This window comes from Haloarcula rubripromontorii, assembly GCF_001280425.1.
GTDB classification, from domain to species: domain Archaea; phylum Halobacteriota; class Halobacteria; order Halobacteriales; family Haloarculaceae; genus Haloarcula; species Haloarcula rubripromontorii.
Window position 1 is genome coordinate 950,382 of record NZ_LIUF01000001.1, and the last position, 15,857, is coordinate 966,238.

The 15,857-nt window shown below is 65.6% G+C and carries 19 protein-coding genes; 7 read left to right on the forward strand and 12 right to left on the reverse strand.

From position 1 onward, the window contains the following. The first annotated feature begins 12 nt into the window (after positions 1-12). Entirely contained in the window at positions 13-465 is a 453-nt protein-coding gene (locus AMS69_RS04860) for a TIGR00725 family protein (RefSeq protein ID WP_053966939.1), read from the forward strand. A 3-nt stretch (positions 466-468) separates the two neighbouring features. On the opposite strand, the gene AMS69_RS04865 is transcribed toward AMS69_RS04860, so the two are convergent. The 4 genes from AMS69_RS04865 to AMS69_RS04880 all read right to left on the reverse strand — a co-directional run bounded on the left by AMS69_RS04865 (position 469) and on the right by AMS69_RS04880 (position 4,930). Continuing rightward, positions 469-693, reverse strand: a complete 225-nt coding sequence (locus tag AMS69_RS04865) for a hypothetical protein (protein ID WP_053966940.1) — start codon at positions 691-693, stop codon at positions 469-471. 298 nt (positions 694-991) lie between these two features. Next, entirely contained in the window at positions 992-2,674 is a 1,683-nt protein-coding gene (thsA, locus tag AMS69_RS04870; protein WP_053967035.1) for a thermosome subunit alpha, read from the reverse strand. Positions 2,675-2,820: 146 nt separating this feature from the next. Next, on the reverse strand, positions 2,821-3,816 hold the full coding sequence (locus AMS69_RS04875) for an ATP-binding protein (RefSeq protein ID WP_053967036.1): 996 nt from the start codon (positions 3,814-3,816) through the stop codon (positions 2,821-2,823). 139 nt (positions 3,817-3,955) lie between these two features. Then, entirely contained in the window at positions 3,956-4,930 is a 975-nt protein-coding gene (locus tag AMS69_RS04880; RefSeq protein WP_053966941.1) for a DUF5784 family protein, read from the reverse strand. Positions 4,931-5,084: 154 nt separating this feature from the next. On the opposite strand from AMS69_RS04880, the gene AMS69_RS20525 reads away from it, so the two are divergent. Further along, complete coding sequence (locus tag AMS69_RS20525; protein ID WP_170082563.1) at positions 5,085-5,258, forward strand: DUF5786 family protein; 174 nt, start codon at positions 5,085-5,087, stop codon at positions 5,256-5,258. On the opposite strand, the gene AMS69_RS04885 is transcribed toward AMS69_RS20525, so the two are convergent. The 3 genes from AMS69_RS04885 to AMS69_RS04895 form a co-directional block, all read right to left on the reverse strand. Then, positions 5,245-5,979 carry a DUF7530 family protein gene (locus AMS69_RS04885; protein WP_053966942.1) on the reverse strand — a complete coding sequence of 245 codons (735 nt, stop codon included), beginning with the start codon at positions 5,977-5,979 and terminating at the stop codon, positions 5,245-5,247. The genes AMS69_RS20525 and AMS69_RS04885 overlap by 14 nt on opposite strands. Beyond that, entirely contained in the window at positions 5,976-6,914 is a 939-nt protein-coding gene (locus AMS69_RS04890; protein WP_053966943.1) for an NAD(P)H-binding protein, read from the reverse strand. Before AMS69_RS04890 ends, AMS69_RS04885 begins: the two co-directional genes overlap by 4 nt. A gap of 73 nt (positions 6,915-6,987) precedes the next feature. Beyond that, complete coding sequence (locus AMS69_RS04895; protein WP_053966944.1) at positions 6,988-7,974, reverse strand: SDR family oxidoreductase; 987 nt, start codon at positions 7,972-7,974, stop codon at positions 6,988-6,990. Positions 7,975-8,083: 109 nt separating this feature from the next. Here AMS69_RS04895 and AMS69_RS04900 point away from each other — a divergent pair, with 109 nt between their 5' ends. Beyond that, on the forward strand, positions 8,084-8,287 hold the full coding sequence (locus tag AMS69_RS04900; RefSeq protein WP_053966945.1) for a DUF7561 family protein: 204 nt from the start codon (positions 8,084-8,086) through the stop codon (positions 8,285-8,287). Here AMS69_RS04900 and AMS69_RS04905 read toward each other — a convergent pair. Continuing rightward, a complete protein-coding gene (locus tag AMS69_RS04905) occupies positions 8,284-9,267 on the reverse strand; it encodes a CPBP family intramembrane glutamic endopeptidase (RefSeq protein ID WP_053967037.1) in 984 nt (327 codons plus the stop codon). The two genes, AMS69_RS04900 and AMS69_RS04905, sit on opposite strands and share 4 nt — an antisense overlap. Positions 9,268-9,368: 101 nt before the next feature. Between AMS69_RS04905 and AMS69_RS04910 the strand changes: the two genes are divergently transcribed. Genes AMS69_RS04910 through AMS69_RS04920 form a run of 3 tightly spaced genes read left to right on the forward strand, consistent with a single transcriptional unit; the run spans position 9,369 to position 10,334 of the window. After that, positions 9,369-9,713: an ArsR/SmtB family transcription factor gene (locus tag AMS69_RS04910; RefSeq protein ID WP_053966946.1), complete on the forward strand. Its 345-nt coding sequence runs from the start codon at positions 9,369-9,371 to the stop codon at positions 9,711-9,713. Position 9,714: 1 nt separating this feature from the next. Next, the gene (locus tag AMS69_RS04915; RefSeq protein ID WP_053966947.1) at positions 9,715-10,044 is read left to right on the forward strand and encodes a hypothetical protein; all 330 of its coding nucleotides are present in this window, start codon (positions 9,715-9,717) and stop codon (positions 10,042-10,044) included. Then, on the forward strand, positions 10,041-10,334 hold the full coding sequence (locus AMS69_RS04920; protein WP_053966948.1) for a DUF7521 family protein: 294 nt from the start codon (positions 10,041-10,043) through the stop codon (positions 10,332-10,334). The genes AMS69_RS04915 and AMS69_RS04920 overlap by 4 nt, the downstream gene beginning before the upstream one ends. 53 nt (positions 10,335-10,387) lie before the next feature. On the opposite strand, the gene AMS69_RS04925 is transcribed toward AMS69_RS04920, so the two are convergent. After that, the gene (locus AMS69_RS04925) at positions 10,388-10,582 is read right to left on the reverse strand and encodes a cold-shock protein (RefSeq protein ID WP_004516469.1); all 195 of its coding nucleotides are present in this window, start codon (positions 10,580-10,582) and stop codon (positions 10,388-10,390) included. A 162-nt stretch (positions 10,583-10,744) separates the two neighbouring features. Here AMS69_RS04925 and AMS69_RS04930 point away from each other — a divergent pair, with 162 nt between their 5' ends. Continuing rightward, entirely contained in the window at positions 10,745-12,472 is a 1,728-nt protein-coding gene (locus tag AMS69_RS04930; RefSeq protein WP_053966949.1) for an ATP-dependent DNA helicase, read from the forward strand. A gap of 162 nt (positions 12,473-12,634) precedes the next feature. Here the strand turns inward: AMS69_RS04930 and AMS69_RS04935 are convergent, their stop codons facing one another. Genes AMS69_RS04935 through AMS69_RS04945 form a run of 3 tightly spaced genes read right to left on the reverse strand, consistent with a single transcriptional unit; the run spans position 12,635 to position 15,792 of the window. Then, positions 12,635-13,720, reverse strand: a complete 1,086-nt coding sequence (locus tag AMS69_RS04935; protein WP_053966950.1) for a class I SAM-dependent methyltransferase — start codon at positions 13,718-13,720, stop codon at positions 12,635-12,637. Further along, the gene (locus AMS69_RS04940; RefSeq protein ID WP_053966951.1) at positions 13,713-14,846 is read right to left on the reverse strand and encodes a 60S ribosomal export protein NMD3; all 1,134 of its coding nucleotides are present in this window, start codon (positions 14,844-14,846) and stop codon (positions 13,713-13,715) included. The genes AMS69_RS04935 and AMS69_RS04940 overlap by 8 nt, the downstream gene beginning before the upstream one ends. 52 nt (positions 14,847-14,898) lie before the next feature. Next, positions 14,899-15,792, reverse strand: a complete 894-nt coding sequence (locus AMS69_RS04945; RefSeq protein ID WP_053966952.1) for an NAD-dependent epimerase/dehydratase family protein — start codon at positions 15,790-15,792, stop codon at positions 14,899-14,901. Positions 15,793-15,857 lie beyond the last annotated feature (65 nt).

The window sequence follows — 15,857 nt, forward strand, 5'->3', positions numbered from 1 at the left end:
ACATGTCCAGCTATGCGCGTTTCGGTCATCGGCGGGTCGACAGTCACAGACGAACAGTACCGACAGGCGCGTGAGGTGGGCCGGAACCTCGCCGAGCGGGGCCACGACGTGGTGTGTGGCGGGCTGTCCGGGGTGATGGAAGCGGTCTGTCGAGGCGCGAGCGAGGCTGACGGCCACACTATCGGCATCCTTCCCGGTGAGCGCCGGGCCGCCGCGAACGACTACGTCGAGACGGCGATAGCGACGGGACTCGGAAACGCCCGCAACGTCCTCGTCGTCATGAACGGCGCGGCTGTCATCGCCGTCGACGGCGGCACCGGGACGCTCTCGGAACTCGGCCACGCGCTTGACATGGGCCGGCCCGTCGCCGGGCTTGGAACCCACCGCCTCGACGGCGGCGACGCAATCGAACACGTCGACACACCTGCCGAAGCCGTCGAATACGTCGAGTCTGCCGTGCAGTAGCTTTTACTCCAACAGCCGCTTGAGAGCCGCCGCGACAGCCAGGAATCCGACGCCGAGCAGTCTGACCCGACGGCGGGACCCCTCCTGTGGCGTAAACTCTACCGCCAGCACCCAGCGATAGCCCAGTCGGGCCAGCGACAGTAACAGCCCCGGCACGAGCAGGTGAACCACGCCCGCAAGCGTCGTTCCGTTCCACAGCAGCCGTCGTTCGGTCCGTGTCAGGTCCATACCGGCCCAAGGTACTGTGTCGGTTTGACCGTGGCGTCTGCGCGTGACGCGTGGGCAGTGCGACAGCCGACAGAACGACAGCGTCGTGACTGGGTCGGATTGAAGACAGAGAAGATAGAACCGCGGTGATTGTCGCTCGAATCGGCGGGAAGTATCCGGCGCGCGCAGCGCGCCGGTTCAATCGCAGCGAGTGACTACCGCGCGCCGAAGGCGCGCGACAGGAACGAGCAGCGATTTTTCCCCAAGTTTTTGCACGACTGAGGGCGCGAAGCGCCCGAAGGAGTTGCAAAAAGTGGGTTTACATCATGCCGCCCATGCCGCCGCCCATGCCGCCCATGCCGCCGCCCATTCCGCCGGGCGCGCCGCCTGGGCCGCCAGGTCCGCCTTCGTCCTCGTCGTCGTCGCCCTGGCCACCCTTGAGGTCGCCAGCAGCGATGACGTCATCGATGCGGAGGATCATGACGGCTGCTTCGGTTGCGCTTTCGACAGCCTGGGTCTTGACACGGAGCGGCTCGACGACGCCGTCGTCTTCCATGTCGACGACCTCACCGGTGTAGGCGTCAAGCCCGGAGGTGACTGCGCCACCGTCGTGCTTGCTGCGGAGGTCGACCAGCGAGTCGATCGGGTCGAGACCGGCGTTCTCCGCGAGGGTGCGCGGGATGACGTCGATGGCGTCGGCGAAGGCCTCGACAGCGAGCTGTTCGCGCCCACCGACGGAGTCGGCGTAGTCACGCAGGCCGAGTGCGAGCTGCGTCTCGGGGGCACCGCCGCCGGGCAGGACCTTGCCGTCCTCCAGCGTGGCGGCGACGACGCCGAGCGAGTCCTCGATGGCGCGCTCGACTTCGTCGACGACGTGTTCGGTGCCGCCGCGGAGAATCATCGTGACAGCGCGGGCGTCCTCGACGTCCTCGACGAAGATGCGCTCGTCGCCAGCGATGTCCTTCTGGGCGACGGAGCCGGCGAAGCCGAGGTCGTCGGCTTCGATGTCGTCGATGTTGGAGATGATGCGCGCACCGGTCGAGCGCGAGAGCGCTTCGATGTCGGACTTCTTGGCGCGGCGAACAGCGAGGATGCCTTCCTGCGCGAGGTAGTGCTGGGCCATGTCGTCGATGCCCTTCTGGCAGAAGACGACGTCAGCACCGGCCTCGGCGAGCTTGTCGACCATTTCCTTGAGCTGTTTCTCTTCCTGGTCGAGGAACTGCTGGAGCTGGTCGGGGTCGGTGACGTTGACCTCGGTGTCGAGCTCCGTTTCCGGAACCTCGATGGCCGTGTCAAGCAGGGCCACGTCGGCGTCCTCGACGGCGAACGGCATGTTGTCGTGGACGCGCTCCTTGTCGACGATGACGCCCTCGACGAGTTCGGACTCGTCGGTTGCGCCGCCGACGACGGTCTCGATCTGGATGTTGTCGGTGTCGACGCTGCCGTCGTCGTCGACGACGGACTGTGCGGCGCGGACGACGAGTTCGGCGAGGACGTCCTTGGAGGATTCGGCGCCCTTGCCGGTCATCGCGGTCGCGGCGACCTTCTCGAGGGTCTCCGTGTCGTCGGCGTCGACGTCGATGGCGTTGTCTTCGAGAATCTCCTTGGCTTTCTCGGCGGCCTGGCGGTATCCCTGGGCCAGGATGCTGGCGTGGATGTCCTGGTCGAGGAGTTCCTCGGCCTTCGAGAGGAGTTCGCCGGCCATGACGACCGCCGTGGTCGTGCCGTCGCCCACTTCGTCTTCCTGCGTCTGGGCGACCTCGACGATCATGTTGGCGGCGGGGTGTTCGATGTCCATCTCGTCGAGGATGGTGACGCCGTCGTTCGTGACGACGACCGAGCCCGAGTTGTCGACGAGCATCTTGTCCATGCCCTTCGGACCCAGTGTCGTCCGAACGGCCTCGGCGACGGCCGTCCCGGCCGTGATGTTCATCGACTGCGCGTCCTTTCCGGATGTCCGCTGGGACTCCTCGGAAAGTACAATCATGGGCTGGTTGCCCATCTGCTGTTGAGCCATAGTCAAACGATGATTGAATGTGATTCTATATAAAAGCTGTGGTCACGGGCGGTATATCGCCCCACTGCATGCCACACTCGACAGTGTGATACTACCTAACGTGGGTGGTTTATATACCCATTCAGGACCGCTCAGCGACCCATTCCGAACCGTCGGTGGCGCAGTTCCGGCGTGATCTGGATGCGGGAGATGTCCTGCCCGGTTCGGTACCAGACGAACGCCGCTCTGGTGAACAGTTCGCGACACTCGATGCGGACTTCCCTGGGGTTGCCCTCCGTCCGCTCGTGGATGTCCTCGATTGCGGCCCGGGTGAACAGGTCCGGGGCCTGCCCTTCATAGGGGTCGTCCCGGAAGTACGCAAGCGAGCGGGCGGCGTACTCGGCCACGTCGTCCGGCGAGAACGGGTCGATACCCTCGTAGTACCGCAGCCGGGAGTCCAGCGTCCCGCGAATCTCGGCGACGCGCCGTTTCCCCTCCGGTGTCCCGGTGAGAAAGAGTCGGACGCCGGCGTCGCCGGCCACCTGCAGCGGCGACAGCAGGTCCGCCTCCAGCACCTCGATTTCGTCGACGACCAGCAGGAGTGTCTTGCCGTCCTCGCGCACGCGATGGACGATTTCGTGAACGGCGTCTTTCGCCTCCGCGGTCGCCCACGGAATCCCGTCGCGGACCTGCGAGTAGTTTCGCTGGTCGATGGAGTACCCTGCGGCGTAGGCGGCGGTCAACACCGTCTGGTACAGTTTCCGGGGCGTCGTCTCCCGCGGGTTGTCCAGGTGCGTGATGACAAACCCCTCGTGTTTCGAGAGGTCCCGAAGGACGATTTCGCGGAACGCCGTCTTTCCGGTGCCGTAAGGACTCACTAACCCGATGTGCTGGTCCTGGAGGAGCCAGGACGTGACCTGATTCAGCATCTCGGTGTCGTGGCGGACGTACAGCGGTTCGGGCATGTGGTCCAGCCCGGCTTCCTCTGTAAACGGGAGGTCTGTCACGGTGTCGGCGGTGCCGCCCAACGCCTCGCCGAAGGCCAGCAGCCGCTGTTCGACCTCCTTCAGCTGGTCCAGCAGGACGCCGGCGGTGGCGCTCTCGGCGCGTTCTTCCTCCGCAGACCGGAGCGATTCGAGCCGGTCCATCACCTCAGAGACGGACTGTCCCGAACCGCTGGCCTTCGGTTGCTCTGTGTCGTCCACCACGGCTATCTCTCTCAGTCTTGCTGGTCCGGCGCGTTATATGTTACGCCCGAATTTCGGGGAAGATAACGGACCTGCGGTGTTAGAACGGTAGCGGGAACGGAACCGAGCCGTAGGCGTACCCGTCCATGCTGCCGTCCGGTCGAGCGCGGAACACGATTGTCGGTGAGTACCCTACATCCGGCTGTTCGCCGTACACCCGTTTCCAGTCGTCGTCCGGGAAGGAACTGCAGTCGACCACGAGGACCGCACCGGGATGGGCTGCTAGCTGGTCGCGTGTCTTCGCGTCCCCGGAGGCCTTCACCGCACCAACGGCAGTGTCGACCTGCCGTCGGGACGGCGGCCGCGGCCGAGTGACTTCGACGAGCGTGTCTTCGACCCGGAAGTCGACGGAGTGCCCCGAGTCAAGTTCGACCTCGGGCGTGATGTCGTTGCCCGCATCGACGAGCAGCTTGGCGACGTTGAACTCGCCCATCGTCGCCCGCATTCGCGAGAGATCAAAGCCCTCGCTGGTCCCGAGTTTGCTCGCCATCGTGTAGCGGTAGTCGTCGAGTTCGCTGGTCGCGAGGAAGTCATCGTAGAATGCCAGCCCGTCCGCCCGGTCGGCGTCCGGGAAGCCGCCGGCGTGGTCTCGGAAGAACGTCCGTGTCGACTCGCGACCGTCCTTCGACAGAAACACAGGGAGGAAGAAGTGCGCCAGCGCCTCGTACTCGGTGAGCCACGGGTCTTCCACCTCTAGCTGTGCGAACAGTTCGCGCTGGACCCACTCGCTGATGTCGTCGGGGACCTCGTCGAACGTGTATTTTTCTGTCCGCCACAGCGTCTCCGGTGTCTCCGTGTTTCCGACCCAGTAGGCGCGCTGACCGTTCCAGCAAAACAGCGCCAGATCACCGTTGTCCATCTCCAGCCGGCGCGCGGCCCACCCTTCCGGCGGGGCGAACCACGGGCCCTCCATCGTCGCACCGAAGGTGTTCTGCAGCGGTGTCAGCAGGTCGTTCCGGACCCGATCTTCGCTCCATCGCTCGTTCGACTGTCGCAGACGTAAGGGACCAGCCACAGGGTCGTGTAGACGGTCAGTGGTCTTGGGCGTTCCGCCCTGCCGAAACGCCGCCGTTCGGACTGATTGATAGCTCTATCGCCCGTGTGGGACAGTTTCTGGGACCACCGTTACATTGATAGTCACTACCAGCCAAGTTTCACTGTGGTAACCTATGTCGATGGGAGCGTACGACGACGACGAACACGAACGCCGTGAACGCAAGAACAGCGAGGTCGACCTGTCGGAAGACGACGACCGGAGTACATACCACGGGAGTGTCGATTACGACGGCGAGGAGTCGACAGAGGAACTCCTCGACCAGTTCAAGCAGATTAACTCCGACTGACGCCGGCCGTTCTCGACCGGTAGCGCAATAGTCCGACAGAGACGGCCGTCACGGCTGTGACGGCTATCACGTGGCCGACCAGCGCCGCGAGCAACACCGGCTGGTCGAGGACGAATGGCACGAGTACGAGCTGGAGAACGCCAAAGCCCCAGATCTCTAAGTCGGCCCGCATGAACACCCGCGCTGTCTCGGGGTCGAACCGGTAGCGAGCCGACCGCCACAGGCCTGTGACGCTGGCCCACCACCCCGTCCCGATGCGGTAACTCACATCCCAGAGAATGAGCAGCGTCAGGTACACGACCAGTACCGGCGGCTCCGACCCGAACAGCCGGTTCAGCAGCGGCATCGAACTGACCTGTGGGTCGAACACGAACAGATGGGTGAGCAATGCGATGTACGCGAGGACGGACAACACGACTTCGACGTTCGAGGCGAACAGCAGCGCACGGTAGGTCGGTGGCACGTCGATACGCCGGATGAGCGTGCTGATCCGGAGCATTTCTGCGCTTCCGATGGTGGCGACGAACACGACGACGGTTCCAGCGATTGCGGCGCTCCAGACCTCGTAGTACCACGACAGGGCGATGATGGCAACCTCGAAGACGAGGAGCTGAATCGCCATCGCCGCCCACGTCGGGAGCCGAATCCCCGGCAGCGCGCCGATGATGCTCTCGTACACCCACGTTTCCCCGTACTCTGGCCGGGCGCTGTCGCCGCTCATCTGCCCGCACCACCCGTGGCTGCGGCCGCCCGTGCCGCGTCTCGACTCCGCGGCTCGCTGAGCGCCAGCCTGACCGCATCCGCGAACGATGTCGGGTCAACGGCGAACTGTGCCTGAGCAGCCTCGGTGTCCGCGACCACCGGCGTTTTCAGCCCGTGGATGAGCGGACGGGCGACACTTGATGGCACGTCGGTCATCAGGGCGACCCAGTACGCTGATAGTTTCGGCGTCAACACCGGTATCGGCACGATTGTCGGCTCACCGCTCCCCATGAGTCGCCCTGTCTGTTTCAGGATCTCAGCGTAGGTCAGCACCTCGGGGCCGCCGATTTCATAGGTTTCGCCGGCCGTTCCCGGCTTGTCGAGCACGCCGAACAAGTACGAGACGACGTCGTCGATAGCGATGGGGTGGCAGTCCGTCCGTACCCAGCGCGGTGTCAGCATCACGGGCAGTCGCGTCGTTAGCTCGCGTATCATCCGGAAGCTCGCCGAACCCGCGCCGATGATGATGGCCGCCCGGAACGTCGTCAGGTCGTACTCGCCGTCTCGGAGAATGAACTCGACCTCCCGGCGCGACCGGAGGTGTTTCGACAGCATCTCGTCGTCCTCGCCGAGGCCGCCGAGGTAGACGACCCGGTCGACGCCGGCTTCGTCGGCTGCTCGACGGAAGTTCCGCGCCGCCCGTCGGTCCCGCTCGGCGTAGTCGCTCCCGGCACGCATCGAATGGACCAGATAGTACGCGACATCGACGCCGTCGAGGCCGGCATCGAAACTGCCCGCGTCGAGCAGGTCACCTGTCACCACGTCGACGCCGTCGGGTGGAGCGTACTCGCTTGGGTCGCGAACGAGCGCGCGGACGCTGTGACCGGCCGCGAGGAGCGCCGGGACGAGGTGGTTCCCGACAAACCCCGTCGCACCGGTCACGAGCACATGCATACCCTTCCTGCAGGACGGAACGAGGTTAAAACCGTGGCCTGTTCGGTTGCCGTCGTGTCAGACTGCCTGCGATTCAGGACTGTCGAACGAGCGGCTCGTACCAGTCGCGGTTGTCTCGATACCAGTCGATGAACTTCGAGACGCCCTCTCGGATGGTGTGGTCCGGGTCGTAGCCCAGCAGTTCCTCGGCACGGTCGGTCGCGGCGTGGGTGTGTTCGGCGTCGGCGTCGTGGCGTTCCTCGTAGACCAGCTCGAGGTCCGGGTCGATCTGGTCGCGGATCTCCGTCGCGAGCGTCTTGATCTCGATGTTGTCGGTCGACCCGATGTTCACGGCCTTGCCGTCTGCAGCGTCTTCGTGTAGCAGCGTCATGTTCGCGTCGATGACGTCCTCGATGTAGGTGAAATCCCGCGTCTGCGTGCCGTCGCCGTAGATGACCGGTGGCTCGCCGTTGTGACACCGGGAGACGAAATTCGAGATGGCCATGTTCGGGCGCATCCGCGGGCCGTACACGGTGAAATAGCGGAGGGCAACGGCGGGGAGGTCATACACCTCGCTGTAGGCGCAAGCGTAGCGCTCGGCCGCGAGCTTCGACGCGCCGTAGGGAGAAACCGGTGTCGTCGGGTGCTCCTCGTCGTAGGGCAGGTACTGTGGCTTGCCATAGACCGAGGAGGAGGAGGCCATCACGAACCGCTCGATACCCTCGTCGCGACAGGCATCGAGGAGGTTCAGCGTCCCGTCAACGTTGACCTCGTCGTACTTGCGGGGGTTCTGGACGCTTGGACGGACGCCGGCTTGAGCGGCCTGGTGGTAGACGTAGTCCGCGTCGGCGACGAGCTCTGTCACCAGCTCCGCGTCGCGGACGTCGCCCTCGATAAACTCGTAGCTCCCGCCGCTGTTCCGGGCGGCTTCCCGTCCCGCTTCGACGTTGTGGTGCTTGATATCAAGATCATAAAATGGGTCGCGGTTGTCCAGTACGACGACATCGTGGCTGTCGGCGGCGAACCGCTGTGCTAGGTGACCGCCGATGAACCCGGCACCGCCTGTTACGAGTATTTGCATTACCTTGACGGAACCCATCAGATGATAAAAGTATGTCGAGAGTTAACCGTACTGAACTGTCGAAGGGGCCAGCTACCTTGAAGTATACACAGTGCATAAATATGGTTTAATGGCCTCTAGAGCCTGCGACGGGTGCGATACGAGCGTCTCGATAGCTGGCGGCATCGCCAATATCTGGTCGCAGGAGTCTCGCCCGACCGAGGGCATCGTTCTCGAACTCGGCGACGATACGGAGCATTTCCTCTGTTATGACTGCATTGACCAGTTGCCCGACGACCGGGAAGTAACGGCGGCGGATGTGGCCGCCCTCTAACGTCGTCGCGTCTCCCGTTCGAACCTCGGCGTCCACTGCGTCACGCGCTCGTCGATTCTGAGACGGCCGTCGCGCCAGCGAGCGTACGCCAGTAGCAGGAGGCCCCCGACGACGACGAAGAGCGAGTAGACGACTCCTTCCTCGCCGACCCAGCGAGCGGGACCGACGGTCTCGACGGCGAGCAGTTCGGGCGTCTGCTGGGAGTGACCGAGACCGAACACCGCGCTCTGAGTGAAGTTGTACCAGACGTGAAAGCCGATGGGGAGCGCGAGGTCGCCGGTGAGCACGTACGCGCCGCTCAGGACGAGTCCGGCGAGCAGGTAGTAGCCGTACTGGCTCGGGTGGTCGACCTTGCCCCCGTGCAGGAAGGCGAAGACGAGCGAACTCGCGAGTACTGCGACCCCGACCGCCGCCCAGCGCGGGACCGGACCGTCCGCCCCCTCGGCGAGGTTCTTCAACATTGCGCCCCGGAAGACGACCTCCTCCCACGCCGACGCGAGGGCGACGTACGTGAAGACGACGACCATCGCCGGCAGAAACGGGAGGTCGCCCGCACCCTCCGCGACGCCGACGACCGTGGCCCAGCCCGCGCCGACAGCAACGGCGAGCGCGCCGGCGTTGACGACGGTCGCTATCGCGCCGCCGACGGCGAACGACCGCCACCAGCGGCGGTCGAGTGACAGGCCGTACTCGTCGATGGGTCGACGGTCGAGGAGACGCGCGCTGACGAACACGGTGGCGACGAGGACCGCTCCGATTCCGGCCGCTTCGACCGGTTCTCGGATGGGATGTGTGAACTGCGCTCGAACGACGGTCTGTAGCGCCGCGAGGGCGAGAAACGACAGCACTGCCGGAAGCACGGCGCGGAGTGGTGCTCTGAGCCTGCCGTCTGCGCTGTTCCAGACCGGCCAGAGGACACGAGAGACGACCCGCTCGACGACGCTCTGGCTCTCCCGGCCGTCTCGCTGTTTCGGTGGCATACACTGGCGGTCTGCCGGAGCCGACATGTCCCCGCGGGCACTGCTTCTGAGTCGGAAGCCAGTGGACCGTTTTTATTGCGTCCCGTACGCTGGAAGCGAGCATGGACGCGGTCGGCGACGACGAGTTGCTCGCGCTGCTCGAAGACGAGTACGCGCGGGCCATCATCGCCGAACTCACCACCGGACCGATGTCAGTCTCCGAACTCTGTACGGCCTGTGAGATGTCCGACCCGACGGCGTACCGCCGCCTTGACCGACTGGAGGACGCCGGCCTCGTCGCCGAACGGCAGGCCGTCGATCCCGACGGTCACCACTACAAGCGCTACGTCGCGACGGTTGAGGACGTGAGCGTGACGTTTGCCGACGGCACGTACGACGTAACGGTCACGCGGTCCTCGAAGGACCCGGCGGACCGGTTCACCGACTTATTCGAGGGACTGTCCTGAGATGCTCGCGACGCTACTCCAGTTACGAACGGGCGGAACCGAGCCGGGAATCGCGCTAGCCGTCGTCGCGCTCTCGCTCCTCTCGGTCGCGCTCTCGGCCGCCATCGCCGTCGTCCTCGTCCGCGGTTACCGTCGCGGGCCGGGCCGGACCGGCATGCTGATGCTTGCCATCGGGCTGCTCCTGCTCACGACCGTGCCGGAACTCCTCCGAATCGCGCTGCCCACGGCCACCGGCGTCGGCGTCGTCGGGCGGTCGCTCCTCGTGAGCGCCTGCGAACTGCTGGGACTCGGAACGATCCTGTGGACCGTTTACAGGGGTGGGTCGTCGTGACGGTGGTCCTCGACTTGCTCGCACCGGATCTCGTCGCGGAACTCTCGCGGGCCGTGACGGCCGTCGTCGGACTGTTCGTCGCGTCGCTGGCCTACCGCGGCTACCGGCGCAACGACGCACCGAAGATGCAGTGGCTCGCCGTCGGCATTGCGTCGCTAACTGCCGGCGTCTACGCCGCCGTCACCGTCACTGACTGGGCGGGCGCGGGAACCGGGATCGTGTTACTCGTCAGGGGTCTCGTGACCGTTGCAGGGCTCTGTGCCGTGCTGTACGCGCTGCTCGTCGAGTGAGCTTCGATAAGAACAAGTGTCAGATACGGTCGCCGAGCGACCGGAAATCTGCCTTAGTTGCGGACGACGTTCGTCGCGCGGGGGCCCTTGTCGGCCTGTTCGATGTCGAATTCGATCTCCTCGCCTTCTTCGAGGTCAGGGCCGCCAACGTCTTCCATGTGGAAGAAAACGTCATCGTCCGCGTCCTCAGTCGAGATGAAACCGTAACCGCCTGTGTCGTTGAAGAAATCAACCTTACCGTTTGCCATTGCGAATATACGTACAGGGGGTATATGTATAAGAGTTCCGAGAGTATCAGTACCACGACCGTGTGCCTGTGAACACGACTCATCCCAGTAATACCGGACGGCTGGCCGACGCCCACCCGACGACAGGAAAGGTTTAGGCCGCCTCGTCCGTTGCTTTCTCGCGTGTACCCCGCGCGGATTACCGACGAGTTCCCTGCCCCGTCCTACCGGGGCAACCAGAAGCAGGCCCTGGCTGACATCCGTGCGGCCTTCGAGCGCGGCAAGGACGTGGTCCTCGTCCGCGCGCCGACCGGCAGCGGCAAATCGCTCCTTGCCCGGGCCATCGCCGGGTGTGCCCGGACTGCCGGCGAGGCGGCCCCCGAGCAGGTCGTCGACGCCTACTACACGACGCCGCAGGTCTCCCAGCTGGACGACGTGGCCGAAGACGCCCTCTTGGAGGACCTCTGTGTCATCCGCGGGAAGAACAACTACGACTGCATCCTCCCCGGCGAGACGGACACGCCGGTGAACCAGGCCCCGTGCGTGCGCGAACGGAAGTTCGACTGCCAGGTCAAGCACCGCTGTCCGTACTTCTCGGACCGCGCCATCGCCTCGAACCGGCGCATCGCCGCGATGACGCTGGCCTATTTCATGCAGACCGCCGGCAGCGACGTGTTCGGGAAACGCGACGTGGTCGTCATCGACGAGGCCCACGGGCTGGGCGAATGGGCCGAGATGTACGCCACCATCGACCTCTCGCCGGGCACGATTCCCATGTGGACCGACATCGACGTGCCCGACATCGACGGCCTGGACGAGGCCGTCGCCTTCACCGAACGGGTCGAACACCTCGCCGAGCGCCGGGTGAAGGAACTACGACAGAAGACGGAACTGACCGGCGAGGAGGTGGCCGAACGGGACTCGCTGAACACGCTCCGGCAGGATCTCGGGTGGTTCCGCGAGGACTACACCGACACCGAGAGCGCGACGACCTGGGTCGTCGACCAGGCCGACGGCGAGAACGCCCCGGTGACTATCAAGCCGATGAACCCCGAGCGCTACCTCAAACACACCGTCTGGGACCGGGGCAACCGCTTCGCCCTGCTGTCGGCGACTATCCTCAACAAGGAGGCGTTCTGCGCGAACGTCGGTCTCGACCCCGAGAACGTCGCGCTCGTGGAGGTCGGCCACACGTTCCCCGTCGAGAACCGGCCGCTGTACGACGTGGCCCAGGGGAAGATGACCTTCGAGCACCGCGACGACACGCTACCCGACATCGCCCGCACCGTCGTCCGCATCATGGCCCGCCACCCCGACGAGAAGGGGCTGGTCCACTGCCACTCGTACGCCATTCAGGAGCAACTGAAAGGGCTGCTCGACGACTTCGGCGTCGGCGCGCGCGTCCGCACCCACGACAAGGAGGGCCGGGACGGGGCGCTCGCGGCGTGGAAGCGCAGCGACAACCCCGACGTGTTCCTCTCGGTGAAAATGGAGGAGGCGCTGGACCTCGAAGGCGACCTCTGTCGCTGGCAGGTGCTGTGCAAGGCCCCCTATCCCAACACCCGCGACTCCCGCGTCGCCCGACGGCTCGAAGACGACCAGTGGGGTTGGTACTACCGGACCGCACTGCGGACGGTCATCCAGGCCTGTGGCCGCGTCGTCCGCGCGCCCGACGACTACGGCGCGACGTATCTCGCGGACTCGTCGCTGCTGGACCTCTTCGAGCGGGCCGACCACGACATGCCCGACTGGTTCCGCGCACAGGTCGACCGCCTCTCACAACCCGACCTGCCGCGGTTCGCGCCGGACCGGGCGCTGTCGGCGCTCAGCTCGGGCACGAAACGCCGACACGACCGCTCGCGCTCGCGGTCCGGGGACGGAAATCACCCGCTCTCCGACGTGTGGGACTAAAAGAAGGCGAAGGCTAACCCGTAGACCACCGACGACCCGACCATCAGGACGACCATGATGATGGCGATAATCTGCTGTGTATCCATGCAGACTCTTGATTACTCGTCTAATTAGGCGTTACGACCGTAGTCCGGGCTGCTCTTCGTTCCTCGTCGTAGTGGCTTACTGTACCCGTGCGTCGACGACAACGTGGGCGACGCCCTCGCTGTACTCCTTGACGCGCCGGGTGTCCAGAACCTCGACGCCGCGGTTGGCTTCGGCAGCGGCCGCCTCCAGTCGCTCGATTGGGCGGTCGAACACGAGCGGGTTCGGCGTCGCCTCGTGCATATGGATGACGCCGCCGGGCGCGAGTGCCGTGAGCGCGCTGTCGAGGTACTCGTAGGAAGCGTCAGGCGGAGCCCGACTGTCCTCCGCGCGCGGCGCGGAGGCCTCGTAGTACCCCATCACCACGCGGTCGGCCCGCGCCTCCTCAGCGAAGCCCGGGACCACATCCCGGCAGTCCGCCCGGTAGGGATGCACGCGCTCGTCGACGCCGTTGAGCCTGACGTTCTCGACGAGGAAGCGAAACGCCGTGGGGTTGCGCTCGACGGCGGTGACGTGTGCGCCGGCGCGGGCCATCGGGAGCGTGAAGTAGCCGATGCCGGCGAACATGTCCAGCACGCGCTCGTCGGGGTCGACGATGTCACCCATTCGCGCCCGCTCGGCCTTGTTACCGGGCGAGAACATGACCTCGGCGAGGTCCATCGCGTACCGGGTACCGTGTTCGGTGTGGACCGTCTCCGTGTCGCCGTCGCCGGCGATGACTTCGACGCTGGGTTCACGGTGATCGCCGGAGATGCCGTGGCGTGCCAGCACCGTCTCGGCCTCGCCGTGGAGTGACAGCAACGCTTCGCCGACCTCGGACGGCCGGGGGCTGTCGCCGATGTCGACCAGGACGACGGAGCCGAGCACGGCCCACGAGCCGGGTGCCCGTTCGATCTCCTCGTCGGTCCAGCCCCGTTCCCGGAGGTGGTCGTCGAGCGTTCGGAGACGGCGCTCGCCGACCTGCCGGACGATCTCCCGAAACTGCGTTTCCTGTGGCGGGGCGGTCACCGGAACGGCGACGCTGTCTGCGGTCCACTCGGTGACGCTCCTGGCGTCGTCGTAGACACCTTCGGCCTGCAGGGACTCGATGGCGACCTGCGAGCGGGGTTTGGCGACGACGGCGGCGAGTCGCTGGTCGGCCGCCTCGCTCGGGTCGTCACTCATCGGCGTCCGTGTCGGGGAGAATGTGCAACCCCGCGTGGCTCTTCAGCACCGGCACTTCGTCGGCGTCGGTGTCGAGGTAGTCCGGCCGCGGGACGGTCTTGCTCTCGAAGGTCTCGGGGTCGAGGACCTGCACCGCGTTCTCGTCTTCGACGGCGACGAGCGTCGTTTGCTGACCGTCCTCGCGGAACCCCAGCCGGCGGGCATCGGGCGTTTCGCCCGCCTCGAAGCTGGCCTCGTAGTCCTCGCCGGTCGCCAGCCGAACGCCTTTGAGGTTCCCCTGGACCGACCGGACCAGGACCGGCCCGTCGCCGTCCTCCGGGTCGATGACCTCGCCCTGTCGGTAGCGGGGCAGGCGGACGGCGTAGGTCATCCGGTACAGCTCTTGGCCGTCCTCGTCTTCCGAGATGAGACGCCGCGAATCGGAGTAGGAGCCCCCCAGCTGGGCGGTGATGCGCTTGGCGATGCCAAGCCCCATCTGGTTGGTCGAAATCTTCATGTCCAGCCCGTCGTCGACGGTCTTGGTCTCGGTGATGAACGCGTTGCGGTCGCCGGTCTCCTCGCGGGCGGCGATGTATTCTTGAGCTATCTCCTCGGCTCGCTCCCGCTCCTCGTCGGTCGGGTCGCGGCCGTCGGCCCGCACTTGGACGATGCTGGCGAAGGAGCCCCCGGCGATTTTCCCGCAGCGCTTGCACGTCTGCCGGGAGATGCGGACGGGGACGGTGACTTCCTCGGTGACCGGCGTCCCCCGGATGACGCCGGAGAACTCCGCGTGCATCCGGATGTTGTTCTTGTCGAGTTGCTCCGGGGCGACCTGCCAGGCCACTGACTGGGCGTCGACGTGAATTCCTAGGGCCTCGCTGACCTGCTCGACGGCGATGTCGGTGTAGTCCTCCGCGCCGATGTCGACCCAGCGGTTCCCCTTGTGGACCGCGCCACACCGTGAACAGACCCGCACCTGGATTGTGTCGGGGGCGTCCACCAGGTCGAACTCCTCGAAGTAGCAGGCGTCACAGAGGACGTGCTCGGAGTTGCGCTGACCGCCGGCACCCGCAAGCTCCGGACGCTCGTCAGTGCCCTCCGGTATCTCGTCACCGCAGCGTGGACAGAACTCTCCCGACCGGCTCATTACCCGCACTACTGGACTGAACCGTTTAAGAAATGTGTTCCGCCTCTGCGACTCACTCGCCGGTGAGCGTCGGCGTGTCGACGTCGGCCTCGGCGGCCTCGTGCCAGCGGTGCTCCGGCGCCCAGTCCAGCAGGCCCTGGGCCTTCGCCGTCGAGAGCGCCGACTGGTCGCCGTCCAGTTCGCACTCGGCTGGCAGTTCACCCCACTGTTCCGCTACGAGGTCGGCGGTCGGTCGGCCCACGTAGTTCTCGGCGGCGGCGACGTTGAACGCCTCGTGGCCGCCGAGGTCGGCGTCCAGCGCGGCCCCGACTGCTGTCGCCACGTCGCGCACGTCGACGTACGACCAGCAGTTACCCGCACCGTCGGCGAGGTCGCCCGCGGCCACGTCTCGGCAGTTGTACTCGCCGGGATACTGAATCCACGACGGCCGTATCGAGGCCACGTCCACGCCGTCGCGCCGGACGACCATCTTCGCCACCTCCTCGCCGGCGACCTTCGAGGTGCCGTACGGGTCCTCCGGTGCGGTCGGATGGGATTCATCTATCGGGAGATACGCCGGCAGCGGCGTCTCATCGGCGAAGGCCAGCCCGTATGCGCTCTCGGAGGACGCCCAGACGACATCTGCGCCGGCGCGACCTGCGGCGTCGATGACGTTGTACGTCGCCGAAATGTTAGTGTCGAACACTCGCGTGCCCGCGTGTCGCTCCGGCGCTGGCAACGCAGCCCAGTGGACGACGGCGTCCGGATCGACCTCGCTACAGAGGTCCCGAACTTCCACCCCCTGGGTCACGTCGACAGCTTTGAAATCTATATGCTCTCGCGTCGGAATCTCCCAGCCGGGGTGGTCTAGGTCCACGCAGACGACGTGATACTCGCCGGCGAGGTAATCGCAGATCCAGCGCCCGGACCGCCCGCGTCCACCAGTGACGACGACTGTGTCGGTCATGTATCCGATTGTTGCCCGGAGAGTAAATGCGTGTGGACAACTGACTCGTTGACGGTCCACGGGCC

What these genes read in the sequence shown, in the direction of transcription:
- AMS69_RS04860 (WP_053966939.1), top strand. Translation starts at nt 13, where the DNA reads ATGCGCGTTTCGGTCATCGGCGGGTCGACAGTCACAGACGAACAGTAC.
- AMS69_RS04865 (WP_053966940.1), bottom strand. Translation starts at nt 693, where the DNA reads ATGGACCTGACACGGACCGAACGACGGCTGCTGTGGAACGGAACGACG.
- thsA (WP_053967035.1), bottom strand. Translation starts at nt 2,674, where the DNA reads ATGGGCAACCAGCCCATGATTGTACTTTCCGAGGAGTCCCAGCGGACA.
- AMS69_RS04875 (WP_053967036.1), bottom strand. Translation starts at nt 3,816, where the DNA reads ATGGACCGGCTCGAATCGCTCCGGTCTGCGGAGGAAGAACGCGCCGAG.
- AMS69_RS20525 (WP_170082563.1), top strand. Translation starts at nt 5,085, where the DNA reads ATGTCGATGGGAGCGTACGACGACGACGAACACGAACGCCGTGAACGC.
- AMS69_RS04885 (WP_053966942.1), bottom strand. Translation starts at nt 5,979, where the DNA reads ATGAGCGGCGACAGCGCCCGGCCAGAGTACGGGGAAACGTGGGTGTAC.
- AMS69_RS04890 (WP_053966943.1), bottom strand. Translation starts at nt 6,914, where the DNA reads ATGCATGTGCTCGTGACCGGTGCGACGGGGTTTGTCGGGAACCACCTC.
- AMS69_RS04895 (WP_053966944.1), bottom strand. Translation starts at nt 7,974, where the DNA reads ATGCAAATACTCGTAACAGGCGGTGCCGGGTTCATCGGCGGTCACCTA.
- AMS69_RS04900 (WP_053966945.1), top strand. Translation starts at nt 8,084, where the DNA reads ATGGCCTCTAGAGCCTGCGACGGGTGCGATACGAGCGTCTCGATAGCT.
- AMS69_RS04905 (WP_053967037.1), bottom strand. Translation starts at nt 9,267, where the DNA reads ATGCCACCGAAACAGCGAGACGGCCGGGAGAGCCAGAGCGTCGTCGAG.
- AMS69_RS04910 (WP_053966946.1), top strand. Translation starts at nt 9,369, where the DNA reads ATGGACGCGGTCGGCGACGACGAGTTGCTCGCGCTGCTCGAAGACGAG.
- AMS69_RS04915 (WP_053966947.1), top strand. Translation starts at nt 9,715, where the DNA reads ATGCTCGCGACGCTACTCCAGTTACGAACGGGCGGAACCGAGCCGGGA.
- AMS69_RS04925 (WP_004516469.1), bottom strand. Translation starts at nt 10,582, where the DNA reads ATGGCAAACGGTAAGGTTGATTTCTTCAACGACACAGGCGGTTACGGT.
- AMS69_RS04935 (WP_053966950.1), bottom strand. Translation starts at nt 13,720, where the DNA reads ATGAGTGACGACCCGAGCGAGGCGGCCGACCAGCGACTCGCCGCCGTC.
- AMS69_RS04940 (WP_053966951.1), bottom strand. Translation starts at nt 14,846, where the DNA reads ATGAGCCGGTCGGGAGAGTTCTGTCCACGCTGCGGTGACGAGATACCG.
- AMS69_RS04945 (WP_053966952.1), bottom strand. Translation starts at nt 15,792, where the DNA reads ATGACCGACACAGTCGTCGTCACTGGTGGACGCGGGCGGTCCGGGCGC.